The organism is Clostridium sp. CS001 (assembly GCF_020443565.1).
In the GTDB taxonomy this organism is placed as follows: domain Bacteria; phylum Bacillota; class Clostridia; order Clostridiales; family Clostridiaceae; genus Clostridium_AD.
Map to the genome: position 1 here is coordinate 145,325 of NZ_JAIZZN010000003.1, position 25,320 is coordinate 170,644.

A 25,320-nucleotide genomic window follows, 5' to 3' on the forward strand; every position below is an offset into this window, starting at 1 on the left:
TTATTTCTTTTTATTTTTTTGTATAAACTTTAATGGAGTATATACGATAATAGAAATAGATAGAAGTAGAGAGGGATATTAATTTCTATAAAGCTAGGAGTGGATAAGAGTGAAAATAAATGCAGTGAAAAATAATGTTGTTAATACTTATAAAAACAGTACATCAAAAGTAGATGCAAAGGTATCTATTTCAAAAAAGGATACTATAGAGTTATCCTCAGCAGGTAAAACTCTAAGTGCATTTGCCTTAGATAGTAAATGTGTAAATTCAAAAGAAAAAATAGATGCTATTAGAAGTGAGGTAATGCAAGGCACTTACAAAATGGATTCAACATTAACTGCTAAAAAGATTATTGAGGTTATGAAAGGGAGAGACATTTAGTTATGAAAGATAAACTAAATAGTGTCATAATACAGGAAATAGAAGCAATATTAATACTTTTGCTAGCACTAGAAGAGCAACACAAATGTATAATTGTTGCTGATATTTTTGGAATGGAAGCCTGCGTAGGAAAAATTAAAGATGCTAACAAAAACATAGCCAGCATGGAAGTTGAGCGGAGAAAACTTACGCAAAGCAAGGGCATGACAGAGATAATTGAAGAACTTAGAGATGACGAGCTTGAAAGTAATTATCACAAAATTAAGCAGTTACTGCAAGAAGTTGTACTACAAAAGGATACAAATGAACTGCTTATAAAACAAGGACTTAGTTTTACAAATAGAATACTAAATGTATTAAACCCGGTACGGGAAACAAAAACTTACAATGCTTATGGCAAAGTAAAGAAATAACATGAGGTGAAGAGATGTCAGGATTATTTGGAACTTTTAATGTAGCTAAAAGAGGTATGTTCGCACAACAAAAGGCAATTGATGTAACAACTCACAATATATCTAATGCTAATACAGAAGGATATTCAAGGCAGAGAGCTACAATGGAGACTACAAGGCCATTTGGTATGCCTAGTATGAATAATGCAATTGGACCAGGGCAATTAGGTACTGGAGTACAGATTTCCTCCATATCAAGAATTAGAGATAGTTTTTTAGATTATCAGGTAAGAACAGAAAATGGTACAAAAGGCTGGTATGAGGGTCGAGAGCAGTTTTTAACAGAAATTGAAAGTATCATGAATGAACCTAGCGATACAGGGGTTTCGACTCTCCTAGGAAAGGTTTTTGACTCCTGGCAAGAACTATCAAAGCATCCAGAAAGCTCAAATGCAAGAACAGTAGTAGCCCAGCAATCTAAAGCTCTTACTGATGAATTAAACAATACCTACAAGCAATTAATAAACCTAAAGGGCAATAGTCAAGATGTTATTAAACAAAATGTAGTAGACATAAATAATATGCTTAATCAAATAAATGAACTAAATCAGCAGGTTATAAGTGTTAAGGTTGGTGGAAATGAACCCAATGACTTAATGGATAAAAGAGATTTACTAGTAGATCAACTTAGTACAAAATTTGGAATTAACATTGATAAAAAAAACTTAGCTGGAGAAGACCTTAAACCAACTGATACTGAAGGTATGGAAAATGCATATCTTGTGAGATGTAATCCTAATGATGAGGTTAGAAGATTTTCTTATGTGAATAGTATTCTGCCAAGCAATCCACCAAAACCGGGTCACACTGAAAGATATGAAGTGACTTATTACAGAAATGGAGATATGTCAAAGGAAGAGAATAAAGTAACTATTACAATGGATTTAGATAGTAAAGGTTACAAAGACTTAGATCAAGGTAGAGTGCTTTGGGCAGACAAAGAAGGCTATGCCATAGATGGAAGTGGAAATAGAATTGCTGGTAAGAATTCCAATGGGGATGAAGTTCCACCGGGGATAACAACAGTAACTACACCAGCAAGTACAACTACACCGGTAAACATGGACGACATTAAGCTTTTCAAGCCGGAAAAAGGCGAACTAAAGGGATATATGTCTGTACAAGAAGATATTGATATATATGTGGATCAGTTAAACAGATTAGCTAAGGGTATTGCATTTTCTATAAATGCGGTGCATAGTGGTGAAAGTACTGCCAATGAAGACTTGTTTTTTGTTAATGGCGATAATGCTACTGCTTCTGGAGAATTGGACATTAATGCAGGGAATATTTCTATTAATGAAGATTTGCTAAAAGATGTTATGAAAATTAATGTTGGAAAAATAGCTGGAGCAGGTGCTACAGACGGAAATAGAGCACTAGCTATTGCAATGCTTAGAGATGTAAGGTTAGAGATACAAGGTGTGGAGGCGGATACAACAAGAGAAGCTTTTCTTTTAAAAAATGAATTTAAAAGTGATACTGTTTTAGGGGTCATGATGGTTAATTCTAATTCAAATGGAATGACAATTGGTGGTTATTTTAAAGATACTGTAAATAGATTAGCTGTTCAGACCCAAGAAGCAAAAAGAATTGTAAAAAACCATGAAGCACTATTATCAAGCTTAGATGAAGCAAGAACCTCCATATCAGGGGTGTCATTGGATGAAGAAATGGCTAACATGATTCAATTTCAACATGCTTATCAAGCTAATGCAAAAATTATTTCAACTGTTGATGAACTTCTAGATGTAGTTATCAATGGGTTGAAAAGATAAATATAAGAAAATACATAGAGTAATTAAGGGGTGAAGATATGAGAGTAACCAATAAGATGCTGTCAAATAATTTTTTAAGAGATATGAGAACAAATTTAAATAATATGAATAGATTGCAAGGTCAAATGACTTCTGGTAAAGAGATAAGAAAACCTTCGGATGATCCTTTTAAGGCTTCTAGGATAATGCAAATGTATTCTGATATAGATGCAAATAAGCAATATAAAAATAATATTAAAGATGCTATTAATTGGCTTGATACTACAGATACAGCATTAGGACAATTAGGAAATGTATCTGGAAGAATTGAAGAACTTTTGATATCTGCTGGAAATGCTACCTATAGTGATAGTGAAAGAAAAGCCATAAAAGATGAAATAAATCAAAAGGTAGGAGAAATGTCACAAATACTAAATACTAGTTTTGATGGAAAGTATATTTTTGGAGGTACAAGGACAACAATCAAACCTGTGGAAACAGAGATGACAGGTGGAAATACCGATTTGATTTATAATACAGATACAACGGAACCAGCAAGGACTGAACAATTGAATATGATTAAAGATAAGCGATTGGTAGAAGTGTCTCAGGGAGTAACAATGGATTATAATATTACAGCAACACAAGTTATAGATTATGGTACAGGTGTAGATGATAATCTCATGAAATTATTACAGGATATTACTGCACACCTCGATTCTGATGATTCAAACGAGATTAAAAAATTGACCAATGAGGACCTAACAGGTATTAAAAGCTTTATGACTAATATTTTAAAGTTACGTTCTGAAGTTGGAGCAAAACAAAACAGGATGGAAAGTGCGGAAGCTAGAAATACAGATTTGAATTTTAATATGACAGAAATTTTGTCAAGAACTGAGGATATTGATATTACAGAAAAAACAATGGAATATGCTACTATGCAAACAATATATATTGCATCCCTTCAAACTAGTGCTAAAGTACTTCAACCTTCATTACTGGATTATCTGAGATAAATATTACTATACACAATAAATAGTTAAGAGTTAAACAATTAAGAAGAAAGTAATTTTTTATAAAGGAGTGAGTTGCAATATGGAGATAGTTACTAGGCATCATGGAATTGTGACCTACAATGACGAAGATGTTATAATATTCAAGAAAGGTCTACCAGGGTTTAAGGAGCTTAAAAACTTTATAACTTTCCCTTTAGAAAGTAATGAAGATTTTACTATATTACATTCTATTGAAGATGTTGAAGTTGGATTGGTACTGATATCTCCATTCACTATCACTTTGGATTATCAATTTAAAATACCAGACACACTTATTAAAGAACTTCAAATTGATAATGAGGAAGACGTATTAGTTCTAACTACAGTAACTTTAAATTCAAAAATTGAAGATATGACTACTAATTTAAAAGCTCCCATTATTATTAATATAAAAGAAAAATTAGGGGAACAATTAATATTAGATAATGATAAATATAAAATAAAACAGCCACTATTTGAAATATAAAATAATAATAATTGCTATGGACTCCAAAGAGGCGCAAGGAGGAGGTCTAAATGCTGGTAATAAGTAGAAAAAAGGGTGAATCACTGTTAATAGGAGAAGATGTAGAAATAACCATAGTTAAAGTTGAAAATGGCACTGTAAAAATCTCTATAAATGCACCAAAGGAAATTAGCATTTTAAGAACAGAGCTTTACAAGGAAGTCAAGGATGAAAACCAAAACGCAATGACTTTTGATGCAGCAGCTTTGAAAAAGTTAAAGAAATAAAATACGGGGGGTAAACATGGATATTGGGGGTATTAGTCAAAGCAAGCCATTAGAAATAGATAGATTTTATAAAGCACCACAAAACATTAAAATTTCAAATTCAACGGAAAATAATAATTCATTAGGTGAAAAAGAAAATAACGAAATAGAGATTAAAAATGCAGTAGGTAAGATAAATAAGGTTTTAGAGGGGCAAGGTACACATCTACAATATGAAAAACATGATGTACTTAATCAAATGATTATAAGAGTAATTGATGATAATACTAAAGAAGTGATAAAAGAAATCCCTTCAAAAAAGATTTTAGATATGGTAGCTAAAATGTGTGAAATGGCTGGTGTTTTAATATATAAAAAGGCATAATTTTTTAGAATAAAAAGCATAACCGTTTAGCATAAAAGGAATAACCCTTTATGGAAGATTTAGGAGGGATGTTATGGAATTTAAATTAAATAAAATTGATGTTGAAATAAGGCAGAGAGTTAAAGATACAACAAAATCTGGTGTAATTCATAGAAAAGATTCGATAACTGTAAATAAGGATAGAAATCCTAAAGATAGTTCCAGTTCTTACGAGGAATTTAAGGACAAGCTTTTAAAATATAATAATGACCATAAAATAACTGTGAAGGCCTTTAAAAACCAGCAATATGAGGTAGAAGTTTTTAAAGAAAACTTAGAAAAAGAGCAAATGGATATAGGTCATTTTATTGATACTAAAAAGTAGAGGTGAAGCAATATGGCAATGAACACACAGGCAAATGCATTTAATACTTATAAAAACAATAGTGTGAATTTCGCATCAAAGGATCAATTGCTTTTAATGCTGGTAGATGGGGCTGTAAAGTTTTCTAAAATAGGTAGACAAGCTATTTTAGATAAAGATGTTAAAAAGGCTCATGAACACATTATAAAAACTCAAAATATATTTTATGAACTAATGACCACATTAGATGTAAATATTGGAGGAGTATGGGCTCAAAATTTAATGAGTATATACGATTTTATAATAAGAAGACTTGCAGATGCTAACATTAAGAAAAGTGAAAAAATTATGAATGAAATAATTCCACTAATCGAAGAGGTTAGGGATATTTGGAGTGAAGCATATAAATTATCTAAGGTAAATAAATAGAGGGGGTTGGATTAAATGAGAATTACTGGTATGGCTACAGGAATGGATACGGATACTATGATAAAGCAAATGATGAAACCTTATACCATGAGAGTGGATAAGATGAAACAGGATAGGCAAATGGTAGCGTGGAAGCAAGAACTTTACAGGGATATATTATCAGATACAGCTTCTATGAAAAACACATATTTTGATTTGCTAAAACCAGATACCAATATTTTGCGTAAAAGCAACTATTCGGGATTTGATATAACGGCTACTAGCAGTATAGCAGGGGAAAGTGCTGGGGTTAGTGCTACAGTGTCGGCGGGAGCTGTGGCTGGGACGTATAAGGTGGAAGTAACGGAGTTAGCTACACCAGACAAAATAGAAGGTGGCAAAGTAACGGCAAATAAATCTACAAAATTAAGTGAATTAGGTATTGTAGCTACTGAAACTTTAACATTTAAGTATAACGACGCTGCTGGCCAACCAAAAGAAATGATACTAAAGGTAGCAAATCCTACAGACCCAGTAACGCCTACAATACCAGGAACCACTACAATATCATCAGAAGCTACAGTATCACAATTAATGGATGCAGTTAACAAAGGTACCGGTGGGGAAGTTAAACTAAATTATAGTGAACTAACACAAAAATTTAGTATAGAGAGTTTACAAACAGGATATAACAAAGCATCTTTAGCAGTAACAGAAAACGAAGTAGAAGTAGGAAAGGGGGGGATTTTAACAAAATTTAATTTAACTGTAGCTAAAGGTGGAAATGTAACGGCTGGAATAGATGCTATAGTTAAAATAACTCCTCCAGGTTCTATAGTAGGAATTGATGTTACAAAACCTGGGAATGATTTTTCTATAGATGGAGTTAACTATACATTAACAAAGAAAGGCATAACCAATATCACAGTTTCTGCTAATTCGCAAAACACCTATGATAAAATCAAGGGGTTCATAGAAAAATACAATGAATTAGTGGAAAAGGTTAGCGGAAAAACTGATGAAAAGAAGCAATATAAGTATCTTCCACTTACTGATGAACAAAGGAAAGAAATGAAGGAAGATGAAATTAAACAATGGGAGACTAAGGCTAAAGTAGGACTTTTAAAAGGCGACCCAGGCCTCGACAACATGCTTACCTCAATGAGAAGGGCTTTCTTTGATGAAGTAAAAGATGCAGGCATATCTCTTTCTGAAATTGGATTATCGACATCACCAGATACAACTCAAAGAGGGAAGATTATAATAAATGAGGAAAAACTGAAAAGTGCTATTGAAACAAAAGGCGAAAAGCTTATACAGTTATTTACAAAGGAGTCTACAACTTCATATAATCCTAATGCTGGCAGTGATGAAAAAAGCAAAAGAAATGAAGAGCAAGGTATATTTCAAAGAATAAGTGACATTTTGCAAGATTATACAAGAACAACAAGAAATTCTGATGGTAAAAAGGGTATTTTGATTGAAAGAGCAGGTATAAAAGGAGATACAACCGAATTTAAATCTTTATTATCTGAGGATATTATAAAGAAAGATGCAAAGATAAATGAAATGATAAAAAGTCTAGCAGTTAGAGAGAATAGCTTTTATTTAAGGTTCTCAAAATTAGAAACAGCTATGAATAAGCTGAATTCCCAATCAAGTTGGTTAGCACAACAGATGGGTGGGGGACAATAAAATCCTTCTAAATTGTATGTAAGGGAGTGGTTTTAATGAAAGAATTAACACAGGAATTGATGCAATTTAAAAAGGTGACTATAGAGCTTATTGACGCTTTGCAGCAGGAGAAAGTACATAAATTAGACAATTTATTGAATAGTAGACAAATAGTTATTGAAAATATGGAAAAACTGCAATATACCTCGGAGGAATTTACAGATATATGTAATGGACTAGATATAGTAAATATACAGCACAAATTATTAGAACTAATGCAGCAAAGTAAAGAGGATACAAAACATGAACTAAATAAAATCCAACAAACTAAAAATGCTAATAGTAATTATAATAAGAGTTTTTATGATAATGTAGGAACATTTAATAAGAAAATATAACAGGTAGGCTAACAGTGGAGTTTTCCACTGTTTTTTTAGTGATATTTAATAATAATTAATGATAGTAAACTAAATAAAATGAATTTACGAATAATCCAAAAAAATATAAAAATAATTTCTAAAAACTATAAAGTATGCAATCATATTTACGATAGTATTAGTAGGAGTTGAAAATAAACATTAACGGTAGGTTTTCAGCTGACCAAGTTTTATTAGTCTTAAAGGCTTTTAAATAAAAATAGTGTGCAAGGAAGTGCACTTAAAACTCAAGGAGGAATATATTATGATAATCAATCACAATTTAAACGCTATGAACTCACACAGACAAATGGTAGGAAATACAGCTAATGCTGGAAAGTCAATGGAAAAATTATCTTCAGGTTTAAGAATCAATAGAGCTGGAGACGATGCCGCAGGACTTGCAATATCAGAAAAAATGAGAGGACAAATCAGAGGACTTGATCAAGGATCTAGAAATGCTCAAGATGCTATTTCTCTAATCCAAACAGCAGAAGGTGCTTTAAATGAAACTCACTCAATTCTTCAAAGAATGAGAGAAGTGTCAGTTCAATCATCAACTGCAACAAACACAACTGAAGATAGAGCAGCTCTTCAAACAGAGTTCACTCAAATGCAAGCAGAACTTACAAGAATAGGAACTCAAACAGAGTTCAATACAAAGACACTTATGGCTGGAGCTTTTTCAGGCGCTACTGCAGCATTGAAATTCCAGGTTGGTGCGAATAAAGACCAAACAATTAATTTAAACATAAAAACAATGACAGCAACAGGTTTAGCAGTAGCTTCTGCAATAAAAATAGACACTGCTACAAATGCTCAATTATCTATTACTGCAGTAAATACTGCAATAACAACAGTATCAACTGAAAGAGCAAACCTAGGATCAGTACAAAACAGATTAGAACATACAATAAACAACTTAAATACATCATCTGAAAACTTACAAGCATCAGAGTCAAGAATAAGAGATGTAGACATGGCAAAAGAAATGATGAATTTCTCAAAGAACAATATACTTCAACAAGCTGCTCAAGCAATGCTTGCTCAAGCTAACCAACAACCTCAAGGAGTTCTTCAATTATTAAGATAATTTGAAAAATAATAATTGAGTGGAAAGGAACAGAAATAATTTCTGTTCCTTTTTTCCTTTGTAAAGTATTTTATATTTTGTACGATATATATATGAGCATAGTTTTGGAGGAGTTATATATGAATGAAAATAATAAAGAAATATTAAATTATCTGAAACAAATTACGTTAAAAGACGAAGAAAGATATAAAATAGAAACTAGTAAGGATAATAAAAAAATAATAAGGATAAACATAGGTGGTAAACTTATATATTTGGGAAGCAAATATGCAGTGAATAGAGATATTGATACTTTTAAATCTACTATAAAAGCAATAAATGTTAATAACATTATTATAGTATGGGGATTTGGCACAGGAGAACATATTATAAATTTATTAAATGAAGCATCAAGGACTAGCAAAATTCTTATTATAGAACCAGATGAAAAAATATTAATAGAAAATATACTATCTAATAGTATAGAAAATATATTTGAAGATGATAGAGTATTTATAATAAATTATGAAAAATCAAATATGAAAATAATTCTAAATGAAATTATAAAAGATGTAGAAATTAGCAATGCGGAGATTGTGACTTATGCAAACTATGATAAAGTCTATGGCAAAGAGTATATGGAATTTAGCAAACAATTTATTGGATTTGTACATGATTCCCTTATACAGATAAGCACTTCACTAAATTTTTCAAAACAGTTTTTTAAGTGCTATGCAAGAAACATTAAAAAAATAGTAGACAGTAATATAATAAATAAATTCAAAGATAAATTCAAAGGGATGTCTGCTATAATCGTGTCAGCTGGTCCTTCGCTAGAAAAAAATATCCATTTATTAAAGGATATTCAAGATAAGTTTATTATTATAACTGGAGGAAGAACGCTAAATACACTTTTAGAAAAAGGTATAAAACCAGACTTTGTATGTTCAATAGATCCAGGAGATGCTTCTTATAAAGTAATCGAGAAGGCATTGAATAGTGATGTGCCATTAGTTTTTAGTGAGGTAAGTAACTATAAAATGGTGGAAGAATATGAGGGTGAAAAAATATTTTTTGAAGATATAGACTTCAAGGATACAACTGATAAACTATTAGGGCTAGAGGTGGATAGTTTGTGGCAAGGGGGATCTGTAGCGCATATCTGCATAAGTTTAGGTGCATATTTAGGTTGTGGTAATATTATTTTTATAGGTCAAGATTTAGCTTATACAAATAATAAATATCATGTAGAAAGTGCGAGCATTAGTAAAAGTAACAACATTATAGAAAACGATAATTATATAGAAGTAGATGATATATATGGTAAGAAAGTTACTACTACAAAAATATTAGATTTTTATAGAAAAAATATAGAGGAAATGAATTTAGTTTATAAAGATGTTAATTTTATTAATAGTACAGAGGGAGGCGCCAATATCAAAGGAACATCAGTAAAAACCTTACAGCAGTCTATCGATGAATACTCGTATAGTGAATGTATAGATAAAAATTTAGAAGATATACTAAGTAAAAAAAGTTTAGTAAATAAGCAAATAGTATATAAAAATATAAAGAAATTTATAAAGTCCATAGAAAACATAGAAGGAATATGTAAATCTGCTCTTGTGCATACTTCTAGGATGTATAAATATTACGATGAAAATATATTATTAGATATAAATTATATCTTAGGTGAGTTAGACAAGATAGACTCTAAATTAAATAAGGAAGTTGAAAAAGTACAAAGCATCAAAAAATTGTATGCACCACTAGTGGCAAAAATTATGTTCTCAGCTGAACTTAAAGAAAAACAAGGGGAAAGTGAGAAGGAAAAAGGTAAGAGACTTGCGTTAAAAAGTGAAGCAATATACAAGGGGCTTTTAGAAGTAATGAATTACGCAAAAACAGAATTTGAACAAGTTAAAAAAGATTTAACATAAAAGTTTATAATATATTGGAGGAATTACACATGAATGAGAAATTTGACACTTTAAAAACCGTAAGTGAATACATGGTGAATTTGATAAATGGAATAGATAAGGCAGTAGAATATTTCCAGGCAGGAGAAGATAAAAAAGGTTGTGATTTAATTTCACCTATTACAGAAGGGATGCAATGGATGAGTGATGCATTAATGGTTACAAAAGACATACATAAACAAGAGATGAATTTACAGCACATGAATGAAAAGTTAAGTGAAATAGTTGAGGCTTTAGAAAATGGAGACTTTATTTTAATTGGAGATTTATTTAAATATGAATTAACACCAGTACTTGGGGATATTCAGAAGAATATTAATAAGGCGATAGCAAATTAAACAGGAGGCAAAATGGCTAAAGAATATTGTATTTCAGAATTTGCACATAACAGCATATATACTCATAATAAAGTAAAAGATAATTATAAAAATAGAAAATTTAACAACATTTTGGAAGCTTCAAGTCTGCCATCTTCTATAAGTGGCAGTTGCCTAGCCCAGAAAAATTACTTTGGTAGCAGTCTAAATCTGCTTCCAAAGTTGTTAATATTGCAGCACCGCAGGTGATGATTTAATATATATTTCTCAGAGCCGGATGGGGGAATAAATTCAGATACAGGCATACTATTGTTTATTGCTGGATTTGGTGGAAATGCCAGTTCAAATGTTTATAAAAAAATGAGAAATGAGTTTGCAGACAAATATAATTTAGTAACTATACAATGTGATTATTTTGGATGGCAATTTATGCAACTAGCAGATAAAATTGTTGTGTCAAACTTGGACATGAATCAAATGAAACAAATTTTTACTGAAGAAGATATAAAAAACATATATATAACTGGTAAATTAGATTTTGATGAGTTTCTTAAAAATGCAATAAAATATAATTTAAATGTTAAAGTATATGCAGACTTATCCGGTGAAACATTAAATGATTTTAATGATATGGGCATAATGCAGGCAATAGATAATATCACCGCTGTATTAAGGGTTATGGCCATACTATATGATAATGGATACGAATTCAATGCTAAAAAGATTATTGCATATGGTCATTCTCATGGAGCGTATCTAGCATATCTATGCAATGCTTTTGCTCCTACACTTTTTTCTTTAATTATTGATAATTCTGCTTGGATATACCCTGCTTATTTGAAAGGTAATAGATATTTTATTCATAATGTAGATAGATTTACATTAAATATTGAATTTGATTACTTAGCAAAAAAAATGAATATTGATAAAGAACTTTTAAGTTTAGAACACATATACTCTAATTTTAAAAATACGTGTAAAATAGTATGTTACCACGGAACTACGGATAATCTTATAAGTAATTTTGAAAAAAGAGATTTTTGTAAAGCGGTAAAGAACTGTGAATATAACGAAATATCTTTAAATGAAGTTGATGGGGATGTATTTAAATCGACTAATCATGGTTTAGGTGCAGACTTTTTAAAATTATTCGATCTTATACATAAGAAAATCGAGAAGAATTTTGGAAATAGTAATTTTATAAGTTTACAAGATAATGTAAATATAAAAACTAATAAAGGGGAATATTTAATAAATTACGATGATATTTTACCAGAGTTTATACAGTTAAAAAATGATTATTTATGAATAGGAAGATTGAACTAATACAACTTTATTAATTGGAAGTAATTTATTTATGGTAAGTACTAACCGGCAAAAGAGGGAGAGAAATTTATAGAGCTTAATGAGAAGTTTTATAAAGATAAAGACGTTGTAGTGGTTTATGGTTTGGGGCTTGGTTATCACATCAAAGAGTTATTAAAAAAATGCAATAAAAACTGCAAAATATATATATTTAATTCAGATAAAGCAATATTAGATATAGTCGATGATTTAGGTATTTTAGATGATATAAGAAAAGATAAAAGAGTAAAGATATTTGATAACTATTCACAAAAGTTTTACAGGGTTTTGTGAATGTAGCACAGTTGGTAGATGATATATTCATATATAAACCTTCTGTTAAATTACTTTCAGATGAATAAATATCTTTAAAAAATGTACTTGAAGATTATAATGTAGCTAGAATAGCTGTAGAAAAATTTAGTGAAGTTATGAGTGAAAGTTATGAACATAACTTAAGGTTAAAAACTGCTACAATTAAAGAATTTTTTAATAGTATAAATATTAAGGGAGAAGCAGTAATAATAGTAGCAGCTGGATCATCTTTAGATTATAATATAAATACATTAAAAAAATTGAACGGAAAAGTTAAAATATTTTCCGTTTGAAGAGCGTTAAGAACACTTATGGAAAATGGAATTAAGCCAGATATGATTACCATAATAGATTGGCAGGAGCCTGTATGTAATCAGCTAAAAGGATATGAAAATTTAGATAACAAAAGTCATGTAGGAACAGGTAATGAGGTTGCAGAAGATGGTTTTTATAAAAAAGTTTTAGTAGTAGATGGAAATATGTTAAATACTGCAGATGGATATTTATATTTTAAAAGACAGATAGAAAAAGAAATAGAAAAAAATCCAAATGTGAGATTTATAAATTGAAGTAAGTGGGCCAGGATAAAAGGGACAGTGAAAATGGATTTAGAAGAAGTGAAAAAAGTATAATTTCTAAGAATGGTAACATACAACTTAAGAATAGCTTAGAGATTTAGTATTAGATTAGAGCTGAATATAATTACTTAGGACGGTGATATTTAAAATGAACGTAATATGTATAATTCAAGCTAGAATTGGTTCTACCAGATTACCAGGAAAAATTCTTAAAAAAATATGCGGTAAAACAATTTTAGAACATGATATAGATAGATTAAAAAGAGTGAAAAATATAGATAAAATAGTTATTGCAACTACAACATTAGAAAAAGACAATGAGGTTGTTGAAGAAGCTAAAAGATTAGAAGTTACATGTTTTAGAGGCTCAGAAGAAGATGTTTTATCTAGATATTATTATGCAGCTAAAGAAAATAATGCAGATATAGTTGTAAGAGTTACTAGTGATTGTCCACTTATTGATAGTGAGATTACTGAAAAAATAATCTCGTACTATATAAATAATAGGGATAAATATGATTATGTAAGTAATACAATAGAAAGAACCTACCCAAGAGGTTTAGATACAGAAGTATTTAGTTTCGGCACATTAGAAAAAGCATTTAATGAGGCGGTGAGTCAAAGGGATAGAGAACATGTTACACCATATATTTGGGCTAGTCCTAAAATATTTAGATTGGAACAATATAAAAATAATATAGACTATTCAGATTTAAGATGGACACTTGATACAATTGAAGATTTAGAATTAATAAAAACAATATATAATTTTATTTATAAGGAAGATAAAATTTATTTTAATATGAATGAAATCTTACAGTTATATAGGTTTCATCCTGAATTAAACAATATTAATAGTAATACAGAACAAAAAAATCTAAAATAATTGATTTAAAGTGAATAAATAATGAAAATATATTTTTAAAAGGTGAAGAATGAAAATACTTTTTTTAACTAACAATAATATTTCATATAAGTTATATAAATGGCTTAAATATAAAAAAAATGAAGATGTTATTTTATACGAAGATAAGATAGATTTAATAACTGTTGAGAAAATACACCCTAGTATAATAATAAGTTACAATTATAAGTTCATTATAAAAAAAGATGTAATAGATTATATGCAAAACAGAATTATAAATTTACATACGTCATTACTTCCATGGAATAGAGGAGCCTCTCCGAATTTATGGAGCTTTTTAGAAAATACGCCCAAAGGAGTTACAATCCATTTTATTGATGAAGGATTGGATACAGGAAATATACTTTTGCAAAAAGAAATCTTTTTTGATGAGAGTAAAGAAACATTAAAATCAAGTTATGACAAGTTACATGAGGAAATGCAAAGTTTATTTAAAGAAAATTGGTATGATATTAAGAATAACAATATAGTATCAACACCACAGAATAAGGGAGGAAGTAAGCATTTCATAAAGGATTTTAAAAACATAAAACATAAAATAGAAAAATGGGATATTAACATCTTAGAGTTAAAAAATATAAAAAATAAAAGGTGATTATATGGCAAAAACAATTGAAATAAATAATAAAATTATATCTAACAATAGTGCTGTGTTTATTGTAGCAGAAATTTCGGCTAATCATCTTCATTGTTTTGATAATGCAGTAAAGCTTATAAAAGAAGCTGCTAAAGCAGGTGTTGATGCGATAAAACTTCAAACATATACAGCCGATACTATAACTATAGATTGTGACAATGAATATTTTCAAATTAAACAAGATACTTTATGGGATGGAAGAACCCTCTATAATTTATATGAGGAGGCTTGTACTCCTTGGGAGTGGCAACCAAAATTAAAAAAAATTGCTGAAGAAGAAGGATTAATATTTTTTTCTTCGCCTTTTGATAAAACAGCAGTTGATTTTCTTGAAGATATGGATGTCCCAGCGTATAAAGTGGCTTCTTTTGAAATCACAGATATTCCGTTAATAGAATATATGGCATCAAAAGGAAAACCTATGATTTTAGCAACAGGAATTGCTACATTAAGTGAAATACAGGAAGCTATAGATGCGTGTAAAAGAGTAGGAAATGAACAAATAGCAGTATTAAAGTGTACAAGTGCTTATCCAGCACCATTAGAAGATATGAATTTAAAGACTATACCTAATTTAGCAGAAACCTTTAATGTAGTAGTAGGTTTATCTGACCATACACTAGGCATTTCTGTACCTATAGCAGCGGTAGCACTTGGAGCTAAAATTATAGAAAAACATTTTACTTTATGTAGAGCAGATGGCGGGCCAGATGCGGCGTTTTCTTTAGAACCAGATGAACTAAAAGCTATGGTGAAATCAATAAGGGATATTGAAAAGGCTTTAGGGAATGTTACTTATAATTTGACTAATAAAATGAAAAATAGCAGGACATTTTCTAGGTCGCTATTTGTTGTTACGGATATTAAAAAAGGAGATTGTTTTACAGAGAGCAATGTGAAATCTATAAGACCAGGTTATGGTATGCATACTAGATATTATAATGACATAATTGGGAAAGTGGCAAATGAAGATATCAATAAAGGAACTCCTATGGAATGGAAGTTAATAGACAATTAATTTAGTGATTAGTAGTTAATTCTACTAATCATTTTGTTTATCATTAAATAAATGTAAACTATTTAAGAAATCATACGAATATCATAGTATATATGATGAAATTACAACAAATAAATCTTTATCGAACAATTTAAAGAAAAGATTGGGAGCCAGTGGTTGAAAAGCTTTATAAGAGGAATATTAATCTTCTGTTATTCTATAAAATGAAAAGTGAGTATGCCGAAGATGTTATTAATGATATGTAAAAAAGCATTTATATATTATCCAAAATACTTAAAAGACAAGGTCGGTAGGTATAATTCATCAGATGAAAATATTTGAAGGAAAGAAAAGGGTAGGATATACTTAAGATGGGTTGGTGTAAATAATGAAAATAGCGATTCGAGCAGACGGTGGCGCAAACATTGGTATGGGACATATAATGAGAACTTTGGTTTTGGCTAAGGAACTCTCTAAAATGTATGATGTTTTTTATATATGTAGGGTAGATAATCCTTTAAGTGAAAAATATAAAATAGGTATTGAAAAGATAAAATCACATGGATTTATAGTTAAAACAATAAGAGAAGATTTTATATTACTTGATTTAAAAGGTATAAAAGCAGATTTGTTAATTACTGATAGTTACGACGTTGATGAAAATTATTTTGATGAGACTAAAAAAATGTTTAATCAAACAGCCTATATAGACGATATGAATTTATATTATTTTAATGTGAACTTTTTAATTAATCAGAATATAGATAGCGCAGATTTTGAATATAGGGTTAATGATGACACAAAGCTACTTATAGGTTCAAATTATATAATGTTGCGAGATGAATTTAGAGTTGTTTCTGAAAAGTACATAAAAGAAAAGGTAAATGACATAATGATAACAGTGGGTGGAGCTGATCCACATCATATTACAGAACAAATTTTAGAATATATAAAAATGCTAAATTATAACTTTCATATTGTTGTAGGTCCTTCTTTTGATAAAAATAACTCTTTGAAGAATTTTGAAACCTCAAAAATTAGTTTTTATCACAATGCTAATATGTACGAAATTATGCAAAAATGTGATATAGCTATTTCAGCTTGTGGCAGCACATTATACGAACTAGCGGTTTCTGGAGTATCCACACTAGGGATAATCATTGCGGACAATCAACAAGGGATAGCTTATAAGATGAATGAAATGGAGATAATAAAAAATATGGGGTGGTACGATCAATTAGATAAAGATACATTTGTAAGAGAGTTAAACGCTTTATGTAGTGATTATGGAAAAAGAAAAGAAATGTATACAAGAGCTAAAGGAGCTATTAATGGAAATGGTGTAAATGAAATAGTAAAAGGTTTGAATTTAGAGAAGTATTAGTATAAACATATTGTAATTGGAGGGTGATTGTTGCTTAAGTAGATTACTTAAAGCGATGGACACCTCTTTTACTATGTTTGCTAATTAAAATTATTTAAGAATACCTTAAAAACTACGATAATATATATAACAAGTAAATTATACATTTAATTAATAATGATATGATATTTATATCAACTGCTATTAATAAAAGTATCTTATAAAAATCAAAGGAGAAAACTATGAATAATAACATAATTCTTAGGCCAGAGTATATGAAAAATTTTCATTGTACAAGTTTAGAATGTAAAGACGATTGCTGTTATGGCTGGAAAGTTACAATAGACAAAGACACATATAAAAAATGCAGAAAAGTGCAGAAAACCGCTTTGAGAAATGAATTAAGTCGGCATATATTAATAGATAAGGATAGAAAAACATTTAATGACTATGCTTATATATCTATTGAGAAAGATAAAAGTTGCCCTTTTCAATGTGAAGATAAACTATGTAAAATACATGGGAATTTAGGTGAAGAATATTTATCATTAACTTGCAAGAACTATCCAAGACTTTATGCTAAAGTAGATTCAAATTTTGAAGTTTCACTAGATATGTCATGTCCTGAAGTTGTAAAACTTGTTTTATTTAACAAAGAGGTACTTGAGTTTGAAGAAGTTGAGACAGACAAAAATTTTAATAATAGTATAGGTATTTCAATTGATACTAACTCAGTGCCTATATACAATTATTTTTGGGATATAAGAATAGGGGTAATAACTATACTTCAAAACAGAAAATTATCCATTGAACAAAGATTGATATTAGTAGGACTTATGATAAATAAAATAGAAGAAGCAAAAAAGAATGGTAGCATAGAATCTATCTCAGACCACATAGATTATTATGTAAATAGAATAAATACTGAGGAATTAAGAGGACTTATAGACTCGCTACCTAATAATTTAGAAACTCAAATGAAGATTTTAGAACAAATAATAGCTTTTTCTTCTAATGGTTCCTTAAGAAAGAATTATCTTGAACATATAGAAAAGTTTAAAAAAGGTCTTGGTATTGAGAATGAAATTAAAATTGAAGAATGTATAAAAGTTTACAAAGATGCAACAAAAGTGTATTATGAACCATATATCAAGGAGAAGGAACACATTTTTGAAAACTATTTAGTAAATGATGTATTTCAAAGAATGTTTCCATATAAAGATGATAATTTTTTTAATGAATATATGGTCTTAGTATTAAATTATAGTATCATTAGATTATTGCTAACAGGAATGGCTTCTTGTGATAAGGAATTAACGGATACCATGGTTGTTGATTTAATTTATTCTTTCTCAAGAGCTGTACTTCACAATAATATGTTTATTAAATCCTTTATAGATGCACTTAATGAAAATAAATTTAATACACTTTCACATATGATAGTTTTAATAAAAAATTAAGAATCATAAATTATATTTAATAGGAGCTGATACATATGAATATATTAGTAACCGGAGGCGCTGGTTTCATAGGCAGATGGGTAGTTAAAAGATTATTAGAAGATGGTCACAGAGTAACTGCATTAGATAACCTATCAAATGGAGGACTTGAAAACATAGAAGACTTCAATGGCAACAGTGAGTTTAGATTTATAAAAGGAGATATACAAAGCGAAAAAACTCTAGATGAAGTTTTTAACGAAAAATATGATTTGATATATCATCTTGCTGCATCAATAAATGTTCAAGACAGTATAGATGATCCGAAAACTACTTTTTTCAATGATACTGTTGGTACTTTTAATATTTTAGAAAAAGCTAAAGTTCAGATGTTTGGCAAAAATGGAAACATGGATGGAGATGGATGGGTTTTAGATTCCAAAGAGGATACATACCCATGTAAGGTAGTATTTATGAGTACTTGCATGGTTTATGATAAAGCAGGAAATGAGGGCATAGATGAGTGTCATCCTACAAAGCCTGTGTCACCTTATGGAGGAAGTAAAATAGCTGCTGAAAACATGGTGCTTTCATATTATAATGCTTACAAGCTTCCAACTGTAGTTATAAGACCATTTAATACCTATGGACCTTTTCAAAAGACTGGTGGGGAAGGTGGAGTTGTTGCTATATTTATAAATAATTCAATTCATGAAAGATATATAAATATATATGGAAGTGGAGAGCAGACAAGGGATTTACTATATGTTAAGGATTGTGCTAGATTTGTTGTTATGGCAGGATACTCACAAAAGATTAATGGTGAATTAGTAAATGCAGGTACTGGCAGGGATGTTACTGTTAATGAACTTGCAGAGATTATAACAAAAAAAAGAGTTAAAATAAATCATGTAAAACACATTCATCCACAAAGTGAAATTATGAAACTAAAATGTAATTATAGTAAGGCTAAAGAACTTATGGATTGGAGTCCAGAATACACATTAGAGCAGGGAATAGAAGAGACAGAGCAGTGGATAAAGGATGCAAAAGCATTTAAATAATAATTGTAGTAGGAGATGTATTATGGGATATTATACAGGGAAAAAAATTCTTATAATTGGAGGAACAGGCACGATAGGTCATGGACTTATAAATGAACTTATGGAGCAAGAGCCAAGTGTAATAAGAATATTTAGCAGAGATGAATATAAACAATTTGTAATGGAAAATGAACTTGATAGTGATAAAAGATTTAGATTTCTAATTGGTGATGTACGAGATTATGAAAGAGTAGAAAGGGCTATGAATGATATAGATATAGTATTTAATTTAGCAGCTATGAAGCATGTACCAGCATGTGAGTATAATCCTAGTGAAGCTATTAAAACAAATGTTATAGGTATGGAAAATGTTATAAAAGCTGCTATGCATAATAATGTGAAATGCGTAGTATTTACAAGTTCAGATAAGGCTATAAATCCAGCTAATTCTTATGGGGCTACTAAACTTTTAGCAGAAAAATTGGTACAGGCCGCAAATTTCAATAAAGGCAATTGTAGGACTAAGTTTGTTGCAGTTAGATTTGGAAATGTTATGGGGTCTAGAGGATCTGTAATACCACTATTTAAAAAGCAAATCAGTGAAAATAGAAAAATTACAATTACGGACGCTGAAATGACTAGGTTTATGATGACGTTAAGCCAAGCTGTAAATTTAATTATGGATGCAAGTGAGAAATCTATTGGAGGAGAAACTTTTGTACTAAAGATGCCTGTAATAAAACTATACGACCTTGCAGAAGTGGTAGTTGAGGAAACTTGCAATAAACTTAACATAAGCAGAGAAGAGGTCAATTTGCAAACTATCGGGCTTAGAGCAGGGGAAAGAAAATTTGAAGAACTTATGACAAGGGAAGAATCTGAAGTTGCTTATGACTTAGGAAATATGTATGCAGTGCTATCACTGGCTCATGCTGGCTCTTGCAATGAAGAGTATCAGAAGTATAAAAAAGCTAAAGTTGGTAGCTATAATTCATCAGATGAAAATATCTTAAGTAAAGAAGAGGTCAGAACACTACTTAAGGAAGAAGATTTGGTATAAAAGGCTTAATTATTGACAGGTAATAAAATAAATTCTAATGTAAAGCACAAGTTTTGCTAATACATGCCGATAATAAATTATAATAACTTTTAAATAAACTGAAAAAACTGTGACTTAAGAGAAAAATAGTAAATAGGAGGTAAGTATGGATATAGGAGCATTATCAATGGTAACAAGTCAATCAAGAGTACAAGAATTAGCAGGTATAGCAGTAATGAAGATGGCAATGAATACTGGAAAAGAAACTGCTACGCAAATGGCGGAAATGCTAAAGAATGTTGCAGTAGACACTAATGTGGGACAGAACTTGGATGTTATGGCGTAATTATGGACAAGATATAAAAATTAAATGATATACAATTATAAAATAATATATAAAAAAGGTGCTAGAGGTTGTTTGGACAACCTCTAGCACCTTTTCTTTGACTTCAATAATTACTCAGCATCAAATCCTTTAACCACCCTATCAGATTCTTTAAGCCCTATACTAGTTACTGATACATAAATACTACCACTTGATTTGCCAAGTTGTGGTATCAATATTGTAGAATATGATTGATTAACTGCTACTTTTGTTGTTGCTAATGGATTTCCACCTGTCAGTGCAGTATAAATTTTAACTACATCTCCTGATTTTAAACCGTAAACTAATACCAAATCTTTACCAATATTGTTTATAGCAACTATCTTATCTACATCTGGAGTGGGTGTTATTGCTTCTGCAATATACGAAACTTCTATTCTATTACTTTCAAGCTTACCTTTGCTGGTTAATGAAATATAAACATTGCTTGATCCTTCAGGGAGTTGAGGTAAACTTATGGTTACTTCAGCTTTGTCTTTTGCTACTGTTGCTGTTCCCAATAGCTTTCCAGCTAATGCCAAATTGTATATTTTAATAACATCGCCGGGTGTAAGTCCTGTTACTTTTACTGTATCTGCTATGTATGCATTATTTTTTATGTCTATATTACCTATAATTGGATCATCAGACACCGCTTCTGCAACGTATGTTTGCTCTATTCTTTCTGATTCGCCCAAACCTGTACTAGTTACTGTTACAAAAATACTACCATTAGCTGTTCCAAGCTGAGCTATTGATATTGTTGCTACTGAAGATGTTCCAGTTGCAGTGGATTTTCCTAATGTTGTTATAATTTTATTATCTCTATATACTTTTATTACATCACCTAACTCTAGGCCAGTTACTTTTACTGTATCAGCTGTTCCAGCTATATTGTTAGTTACAGCTATTGAAGATTCGGTTAGTTTTTTTGTTGCTACTTCAGCAACGTAGGATACTTCTGATCTAGCACTTTCAAGCATACCCTTACTGGTTACAGAAACAAATACCTTACCTTCCTCTTTTGTGATTTGAGTTATTTTTACAGTTGCTTCAGTTTTACCTTTTGCTACAGTTGCTGTTCCCAATAATTTTCCAGCAGTTTCTAAGTTATATACTTTTATTAGATCACCTTCTAAAAGACCTGTTATAGTTACTGTATCTGCCATAGAGGCATTATTTAATATGGTTATAGTGTTTTCATTTGAGATTGTGGAAATTGGTTCTGCTAGGTATTCCATTTTTGTTTTTAGTGATTCTTTTGAGCCTTTATTAGTTACTGTTAAATAAACAACACCTTCAGTGGCTCCTAACTGAGAAATTAATATTGTTGCATCAGTATAACCATTTGCCACTGTTGATGTTCCGAATGCCTTTATATCTGCAAGGTTTCTATATACCTTTATTGTATCACCTGGGTTTAAGTTCTTTACGTTTATTGTATCAGATGTTCCAGCCATTTTGTTTGTTATTGCTATTGCCTCAGGGAGTAACGAACTTGTTTCTGCTTCAGCATCATATGATACTTTTGTCCTAGGACTTTCAAGCTTACCCTTGTTAGTTACAGAAACAAACACCATACCTTCCTCTGTTGTGATTTGAGTTATATTTACTGTTGCTTCAGCTTTACCCTTTGCAACTGTTGTTGTTCCCAATACTTTTCCAGTAGTTTCTAAATTATATACTTTAATTACATCGCCTTCCGCAAGGTTATTTACCGTTACGGTATCTGGTATTGATGCATTATTTACTATTTTTATATTACCTGCAACAGGAAATTCTGATACCTTCTCTGCTACATATGTCGTTTCTACTCTTTGTGATTCCTTCAAGCCAGTACTAGTTATTGTCACAAAAACACTACCAGAAAGTGTTCCTAGCTGAGTTATTGACACTGTTGCTACCGTTGTTGCACCAGTTACAGTAGTTTTTCCTAATGGTGTTATGATTGTATTATCTTTATATACATTTATTACATCACCAGCTTTTACACCAGGTACTGTTACGATATCTTTTGTTCCAGTTATATTATTTACTACTGCTATTGCATCCGGATTTAAGTTTGGTGATGTTGCTTCTGCACCATATTCTTTTTCAACTCTATCACTTTCGGGACTTCCCTTGCTTGTTACAGATACGTAAACCTTGCCTGCGTCTTCTGTGAGTTGAGATATCTTTACTGTGACCTCATCTTTACCTGCTGCAACAGTAGCTATGCCAAGCTGTTTACCAGTAGTTGTATAAACTTTTACGATGTCCCCAGGAGTCAATGACGTTACATTTACAGTATCAGTTATTATGTAATTATTTGTAATAGTTATATTTTTTTCAGCTGGTTTATTAGTTGCTTCAGTTGCTAAAACTGTGCCACTTAATTGTGTGATAAGTGTTGCAGCAACTATAAAAGATATTGATTTTGATAAATAGTTTTTCATTAAATACATCTCCCTTAAGTAATGTTATAAAATAAGTATTTTTGTATCAAATAAATAATTTAAAATTCAACCACATTTGTCTTTAAGCTATTGTGTATCTTTAATTTATTAAAGGTCTATATAGCGGGTTACATAAATATTATCGACTATTTCTTACAATACTTTAGTTATCATTCTAGGTTTTGGTTAGAGTAGAGAAATAATACAGTAAAATGATATAAGTATAATCAAAGCATCCAGGAATAGTACATTTAAACAATGAAGGGTTATAACTATTTTATATTTGAAGTTTATAGGTATCTATGCGATAATAGTTATAATATTAATAAATCAAAGATTGTAAAGATTAATATAAAGTTATTAATTATTTAAACGAAGAATAAAATAGACAATAAATTGCAATTAAGGACTACTTACAAATTGTTAGGGGTTAACAATTAATTATATGGTAACTGAAATAGGTACTTATTTAAAGTAAAGAGGTGATGTCGTATGAGTAACAACAATCAAGTTTCAATCAACATAGAAACAATTCAGGAAATTGTTAAAGAACTAGGTGAAATAAGTGATATTTCTTCTACTACACAAGTACGAATGAAAGTAGATAGACTACAAAAACTAGTTTCTGGTTTTCTAGATGTTAATAATAAGGTCCCTGTAGAAGATGTGATTTACGATAAAATGGTAGAAGTTAAGAATAGCAATCAGGATCTTCATTTGAAGCTATATATGTTATATAGAAATCTTATTAATGATAGAATATCAAAGGCAGATGCCATGGCAGCTTATGAAAGCTATTTAAGTATGTTTCCAACAGACGTTATGATATTCTAGATTTAACAATTTTTTTAATAATTCATAAAAGAGTTAATTTTAAAAGTACTAGGTAATAAAATCCTCAAAATTCCTAAAGAAAAGCCCAGTATATTCGATATACTATAATAATAGATATTAATAAAAAAAATAATGGAGTTGATTTTATGAGAATAAATAAGAATCTTGCATCTTTAAATATATACAGAGAATATAGTAAAAACATTACTAAGCAAAGTGGAGCTTTAGAGCGAATATCTTCTGGTATTAAAATAAATAGTGCTAAGGATAACCCAAATGCAATAGCTCAAAGCGAGAGACTTAGAATGCAGATAAGAGGTCTTCAAATGGCTGCGAGAAACACTCAAGATGGGGTTAGCATGCTCCAAACAGCAGAAGGTGGCCTTGAGGGAATTACTAATAGCTTGCAAAGAGTTAGGGAATTATTAGTACAAGCAGGTGGAGTTACAACTCCAGAGGATAAGGAAACCATTAAAAATGAAATAAACCAAATGTTAAATGGAGCAGAGGATATGGCAAAGAATACTGAGTTTAATGGAGTTAAGCTTTTAGTTGATGATAAACTTAATGATAATAAGGGTTCAACTGTTATAGATACTGTCACAGGAGCCAATGTAGGAGAAATAATTCAAATACCAAGATATAATCTAACTAAAGAAGGATTAGGACTTGATAATTTAGATTTAGATGATATAGGTGATTCCTTAAAAAAAGTAGATAGTGCACTTGATATTATCATAAGTGCTAGAAGTAAGTATGGAGCATTAGAAAATAGATTTGAAAGTAACTATAGTTCAACAATAGAATTATCTGATAAAATACAATCATCAGAAAGCACTATTAGAGATTCAGATATGGCCGAGGAAATGATGGGATATGCTAAGTATAACATTCTTATAGAAGCCGGGAATTCTATGATGGCTCAAACAAATAAATTTCCACAGGATATATTAAGGGTACTCGAGAATGTTAGAAGTAGATAAGGGACTCAGTTTAATGAGTTCTTTATCTATTTCTATAAAGTAGCAAAATTTATGATATAAAGTATAAAAG

The 25,320-nt window shown here is 30.2% G+C and carries 30 protein-coding genes; 29 read left to right on the plus strand and 1 reads right to left on the minus strand.

Annotated features, from left to right (window positions below; translation table 11 throughout):
• The first annotated feature begins 109 nt into the window (after positions 1-109).
• From LGK97_RS19915 to LGK97_RS03675, 27 genes are all read left to right on the plus strand, one after another.
• Positions 110-382 (plus strand): flagellar biosynthesis anti-sigma factor FlgM, encoded by a 273-nt coding sequence (locus LGK97_RS19915; protein ID WP_226258360.1) that lies wholly within the window; start codon positions 110-112, stop codon positions 380-382.
• 2 nt (positions 383-384) lie between these two features.
• On the plus strand, positions 385-795 hold the full coding sequence (locus LGK97_RS03550) for a flagellar protein FlgN (RefSeq protein WP_226258361.1): 411 nt from the start codon (positions 385-387) through the stop codon (positions 793-795).
• A gap of 14 nt (positions 796-809) precedes the next feature.
• Positions 810-2,612: a flagellar hook-associated protein FlgK gene (gene flgK, locus LGK97_RS03555; protein WP_226258362.1), complete on the plus strand. Its 1,803-nt coding sequence runs from the start codon at positions 810-812 to the stop codon at positions 2,610-2,612.
• A gap of 38 nt (positions 2,613-2,650) precedes the next feature.
• Positions 2,651-3,610, plus strand: a complete 960-nt coding sequence (flgL, locus tag LGK97_RS03560; protein ID WP_226258363.1) for a flagellar hook-associated protein FlgL — start codon at positions 2,651-2,653, stop codon at positions 3,608-3,610.
• Between the two features lie 79 nt (positions 3,611-3,689).
• Positions 3,690-4,115 carry a flagellar assembly protein FliW gene (fliW, locus tag LGK97_RS03565; RefSeq protein ID WP_226258364.1) on the plus strand — a complete coding sequence of 142 codons (426 nt, stop codon included), beginning with the start codon at positions 3,690-3,692 and terminating at the stop codon, positions 4,113-4,115.
• A gap of 50 nt (positions 4,116-4,165) precedes the next feature.
• Positions 4,166-4,381 carry a carbon storage regulator CsrA gene (gene csrA / locus LGK97_RS03570; RefSeq protein ID WP_226258365.1) on the plus strand — a complete coding sequence of 72 codons (216 nt, stop codon included), beginning with the start codon at positions 4,166-4,168 and terminating at the stop codon, positions 4,379-4,381.
• A 16-nt stretch (positions 4,382-4,397) separates the two neighbouring features.
• Positions 4,398-4,745: a flagellar protein FlaG gene (locus tag LGK97_RS03575; RefSeq protein WP_226258366.1), complete on the plus strand. Its 348-nt coding sequence runs from the start codon at positions 4,398-4,400 to the stop codon at positions 4,743-4,745.
• A gap of 73 nt (positions 4,746-4,818) precedes the next feature.
• Positions 4,819-5,109, plus strand: a complete 291-nt coding sequence (locus LGK97_RS03580) for a hypothetical protein (protein ID WP_226258367.1) — start codon at positions 4,819-4,821, stop codon at positions 5,107-5,109.
• Positions 5,110-5,121: 12 nt separating this feature from the next.
• Entirely contained in the window at positions 5,122-5,517 is a 396-nt protein-coding gene (fliS, locus tag LGK97_RS03585; RefSeq protein WP_413228413.1) for a flagellar export chaperone FliS, read from the plus strand.
• A 15-nt stretch (positions 5,518-5,532) separates the two neighbouring features.
• Entirely contained in the window at positions 5,533-7,191 is a 1,659-nt protein-coding gene (fliD, locus tag LGK97_RS03590; protein WP_226258368.1) for a flagellar filament capping protein FliD, read from the plus strand.
• 35 nt (positions 7,192-7,226) lie between these two features.
• Positions 7,227-7,568 carry a hypothetical protein gene (locus LGK97_RS03595; protein ID WP_226258369.1) on the plus strand — a complete coding sequence of 114 codons (342 nt, stop codon included), beginning with the start codon at positions 7,227-7,229 and terminating at the stop codon, positions 7,566-7,568.
• Positions 7,569-7,851: 283 nt separating this feature from the next.
• A complete protein-coding gene (locus LGK97_RS03600; protein WP_226258370.1) occupies positions 7,852-8,679 on the plus strand; it encodes a flagellin in 828 nt (275 codons plus the stop codon).
• A gap of 119 nt (positions 8,680-8,798) precedes the next feature.
• A complete protein-coding gene (locus LGK97_RS03605; protein WP_226258371.1) occupies positions 8,799-10,598 on the plus strand; it encodes a motility associated factor glycosyltransferase family protein in 1,800 nt (599 codons plus the stop codon).
• 29 nt (positions 10,599-10,627) lie between these two features.
• A complete protein-coding gene (locus LGK97_RS03610) occupies positions 10,628-10,975 on the plus strand; it encodes a hypothetical protein (RefSeq protein ID WP_226258372.1) in 348 nt (115 codons plus the stop codon).
• A 12-nt stretch (positions 10,976-10,987) separates the two neighbouring features.
• The gene (locus LGK97_RS03615; RefSeq protein WP_226258373.1) at positions 10,988-11,203 is read left to right on the plus strand and encodes a hypothetical protein; all 216 of its coding nucleotides are present in this window, start codon (positions 10,988-10,990) and stop codon (positions 11,201-11,203) included.
• A 60-nt stretch (positions 11,204-11,263) separates the two neighbouring features.
• Positions 11,264-12,262 carry a DUF2920 family protein gene (locus LGK97_RS03620; protein WP_226258374.1) on the plus strand — a complete coding sequence of 333 codons (999 nt, stop codon included), beginning with the start codon at positions 11,264-11,266 and terminating at the stop codon, positions 12,260-12,262.
• A gap of 141 nt (positions 12,263-12,403) precedes the next feature.
• Positions 12,404-12,592, plus strand: coding sequence for a hypothetical protein (locus tag LGK97_RS03625; protein ID WP_226258375.1), 189 nt, complete (start codon positions 12,404-12,406; stop codon positions 12,590-12,592).
• 137 nt (positions 12,593-12,729) lie between these two features.
• On the plus strand, positions 12,730-12,906 hold the full coding sequence (locus tag LGK97_RS03630) for a hypothetical protein (RefSeq protein ID WP_226258376.1): 177 nt from the start codon (positions 12,730-12,732) through the stop codon (positions 12,904-12,906).
• Positions 12,907-12,924: 18 nt separating this feature from the next.
• Complete coding sequence (locus LGK97_RS03635; protein WP_226258377.1) at positions 12,925-13,182, plus strand: hypothetical protein; 258 nt, start codon at positions 12,925-12,927, stop codon at positions 13,180-13,182.
• Positions 13,183-13,339: 157 nt separating this feature from the next.
• Positions 13,340-14,077 (plus strand): cytidylyltransferase domain-containing protein, encoded by a 738-nt coding sequence (locus LGK97_RS03640; RefSeq protein WP_226258378.1) that lies wholly within the window; start codon positions 13,340-13,342, stop codon positions 14,075-14,077.
• A gap of 49 nt (positions 14,078-14,126) precedes the next feature.
• Complete coding sequence (locus LGK97_RS03645) at positions 14,127-14,711, plus strand: formyltransferase family protein (protein ID WP_226258379.1); 585 nt, start codon at positions 14,127-14,129, stop codon at positions 14,709-14,711.
• Between the two features lie 4 nt (positions 14,712-14,715).
• Positions 14,716-15,771, plus strand: coding sequence for a pseudaminic acid synthase (gene pseI / locus LGK97_RS03650; protein WP_226258380.1), 1,056 nt, complete (start codon positions 14,716-14,718; stop codon positions 15,769-15,771).
• Between the two features lie 367 nt (positions 15,772-16,138).
• A complete protein-coding gene (gene pseG / locus LGK97_RS03655; RefSeq protein ID WP_226258381.1) occupies positions 16,139-17,134 on the plus strand; it encodes a UDP-2,4-diacetamido-2,4,6-trideoxy-beta-L-altropyranose hydrolase in 996 nt (331 codons plus the stop codon).
• 221 nt (positions 17,135-17,355) lie between these two features.
• Positions 17,356-18,573, plus strand: coding sequence for a flagellin lysine-N-methylase (gene fliB, locus LGK97_RS03660; protein ID WP_226258382.1), 1,218 nt, complete (start codon positions 17,356-17,358; stop codon positions 18,571-18,573).
• A 35-nt stretch (positions 18,574-18,608) separates the two neighbouring features.
• Positions 18,609-19,616 carry a dTDP-glucose 4,6-dehydratase gene (locus LGK97_RS03665; RefSeq protein ID WP_226258383.1) on the plus strand — a complete coding sequence of 336 codons (1,008 nt, stop codon included), beginning with the start codon at positions 18,609-18,611 and terminating at the stop codon, positions 19,614-19,616.
• 22 nt (positions 19,617-19,638) lie between these two features.
• Positions 19,639-20,655, plus strand: a complete 1,017-nt coding sequence (locus tag LGK97_RS03670) for an SDR family NAD(P)-dependent oxidoreductase (protein ID WP_226258384.1) — start codon at positions 19,639-19,641, stop codon at positions 20,653-20,655.
• A gap of 145 nt (positions 20,656-20,800) precedes the next feature.
• On the plus strand, positions 20,801-20,980 hold the full coding sequence (locus tag LGK97_RS03675) for a YjfB family protein (RefSeq protein WP_226258385.1): 180 nt from the start codon (positions 20,801-20,803) through the stop codon (positions 20,978-20,980).
• Between the two features lie 110 nt (positions 20,981-21,090).
• Here LGK97_RS03675 and LGK97_RS03680 read toward each other — a convergent pair whose 3' ends face one another.
• The gene (locus tag LGK97_RS03680) at positions 21,091-23,433 is read right to left on the minus strand and encodes a hypothetical protein (RefSeq protein ID WP_226258386.1); all 2,343 of its coding nucleotides are present in this window, start codon (positions 23,431-23,433) and stop codon (positions 21,091-21,093) included.
• Positions 23,434-23,925: 492 nt separating this feature from the next.
• On the opposite strand from LGK97_RS03680, the gene LGK97_RS03685 reads away from it, so the two are divergent.
• Positions 23,926-24,267, plus strand: coding sequence for a hypothetical protein (locus LGK97_RS03685; RefSeq protein WP_226258387.1), 342 nt, complete (start codon positions 23,926-23,928; stop codon positions 24,265-24,267).
• A 146-nt stretch (positions 24,268-24,413) separates the two neighbouring features.
• Positions 24,414-25,250, plus strand: a complete 837-nt coding sequence (locus tag LGK97_RS03690; protein WP_226258388.1) for a flagellin — start codon at positions 24,414-24,416, stop codon at positions 25,248-25,250.
• Positions 25,251-25,320: the final 70 nt, after the last annotated feature.

What these genes read in the sequence shown, in the direction of transcription:
- LGK97_RS03550 (WP_226258361.1), top strand. Translation starts at nt 385, where the DNA reads ATGAAAGATAAACTAAATAGTGTCATAATACAGGAAATAGAAGCAATA.
- flgK (WP_226258362.1), top strand. Translation starts at nt 810, where the DNA reads ATGTCAGGATTATTTGGAACTTTTAATGTAGCTAAAAGAGGTATGTTC.
- flgL (WP_226258363.1), top strand. Translation starts at nt 2,651, where the DNA reads ATGAGAGTAACCAATAAGATGCTGTCAAATAATTTTTTAAGAGATATG.
- fliW (WP_226258364.1), top strand. Translation starts at nt 3,690, where the DNA reads ATGGAGATAGTTACTAGGCATCATGGAATTGTGACCTACAATGACGAA.
- csrA (WP_226258365.1), top strand. Translation starts at nt 4,166, where the DNA reads ATGCTGGTAATAAGTAGAAAAAAGGGTGAATCACTGTTAATAGGAGAA.
- LGK97_RS03575 (WP_226258366.1), top strand. Translation starts at nt 4,398, where the DNA reads ATGGATATTGGGGGTATTAGTCAAAGCAAGCCATTAGAAATAGATAGA.
- LGK97_RS03580 (WP_226258367.1), top strand. Translation starts at nt 4,819, where the DNA reads ATGGAATTTAAATTAAATAAAATTGATGTTGAAATAAGGCAGAGAGTT.
- fliS (WP_413228413.1), top strand. Translation starts at nt 5,122, where the DNA reads ATGGCAATGAACACACAGGCAAATGCATTTAATACTTATAAAAACAAT.
- fliD (WP_226258368.1), top strand. Translation starts at nt 5,533, where the DNA reads ATGAGAATTACTGGTATGGCTACAGGAATGGATACGGATACTATGATA.
- LGK97_RS03595 (WP_226258369.1), top strand. Translation starts at nt 7,227, where the DNA reads ATGAAAGAATTAACACAGGAATTGATGCAATTTAAAAAGGTGACTATA.
- LGK97_RS03600 (WP_226258370.1), top strand. Translation starts at nt 7,852, where the DNA reads ATGATAATCAATCACAATTTAAACGCTATGAACTCACACAGACAAATG.
- LGK97_RS03605 (WP_226258371.1), top strand. Translation starts at nt 8,799, where the DNA reads ATGAATGAAAATAATAAAGAAATATTAAATTATCTGAAACAAATTACG.
- LGK97_RS03610 (WP_226258372.1), top strand. Translation starts at nt 10,628, where the DNA reads ATGAATGAGAAATTTGACACTTTAAAAACCGTAAGTGAATACATGGTG.
- LGK97_RS03615 (WP_226258373.1), top strand. Translation starts at nt 10,988, where the DNA reads ATGGCTAAAGAATATTGTATTTCAGAATTTGCACATAACAGCATATAT.
- LGK97_RS03630 (WP_226258376.1), top strand. Translation starts at nt 12,730, where the DNA reads ATGAGTGAAAGTTATGAACATAACTTAAGGTTAAAAACTGCTACAATT.
- LGK97_RS03635 (WP_226258377.1), top strand. Translation starts at nt 12,925, where the DNA reads ATGGAAAATGGAATTAAGCCAGATATGATTACCATAATAGATTGGCAG.
- LGK97_RS03640 (WP_226258378.1), top strand. Translation starts at nt 13,340, where the DNA reads ATGAACGTAATATGTATAATTCAAGCTAGAATTGGTTCTACCAGATTA.
- LGK97_RS03645 (WP_226258379.1), top strand. Translation starts at nt 14,127, where the DNA reads ATGAAAATACTTTTTTTAACTAACAATAATATTTCATATAAGTTATAT.
- pseI (WP_226258380.1), top strand. Translation starts at nt 14,716, where the DNA reads ATGGCAAAAACAATTGAAATAAATAATAAAATTATATCTAACAATAGT.
- pseG (WP_226258381.1), top strand. Translation starts at nt 16,139, where the DNA reads ATGAAAATAGCGATTCGAGCAGACGGTGGCGCAAACATTGGTATGGGA.
- fliB (WP_226258382.1), top strand. Translation starts at nt 17,356, where the DNA reads ATGAATAATAACATAATTCTTAGGCCAGAGTATATGAAAAATTTTCAT.
- LGK97_RS03665 (WP_226258383.1), top strand. Translation starts at nt 18,609, where the DNA reads ATGAATATATTAGTAACCGGAGGCGCTGGTTTCATAGGCAGATGGGTA.
- LGK97_RS03670 (WP_226258384.1), top strand. Translation starts at nt 19,639, where the DNA reads ATGGGATATTATACAGGGAAAAAAATTCTTATAATTGGAGGAACAGGC.
- LGK97_RS03675 (WP_226258385.1), top strand. Translation starts at nt 20,801, where the DNA reads ATGGATATAGGAGCATTATCAATGGTAACAAGTCAATCAAGAGTACAA.
- LGK97_RS03680 (WP_226258386.1), bottom strand. Translation starts at nt 23,433, where the DNA reads ATGAAAAACTATTTATCAAAATCAATATCTTTTATAGTTGCTGCAACA.
- LGK97_RS03685 (WP_226258387.1), top strand. Translation starts at nt 23,926, where the DNA reads ATGAGTAACAACAATCAAGTTTCAATCAACATAGAAACAATTCAGGAA.
- LGK97_RS03690 (WP_226258388.1), top strand. Translation starts at nt 24,414, where the DNA reads ATGAGAATAAATAAGAATCTTGCATCTTTAAATATATACAGAGAATAT.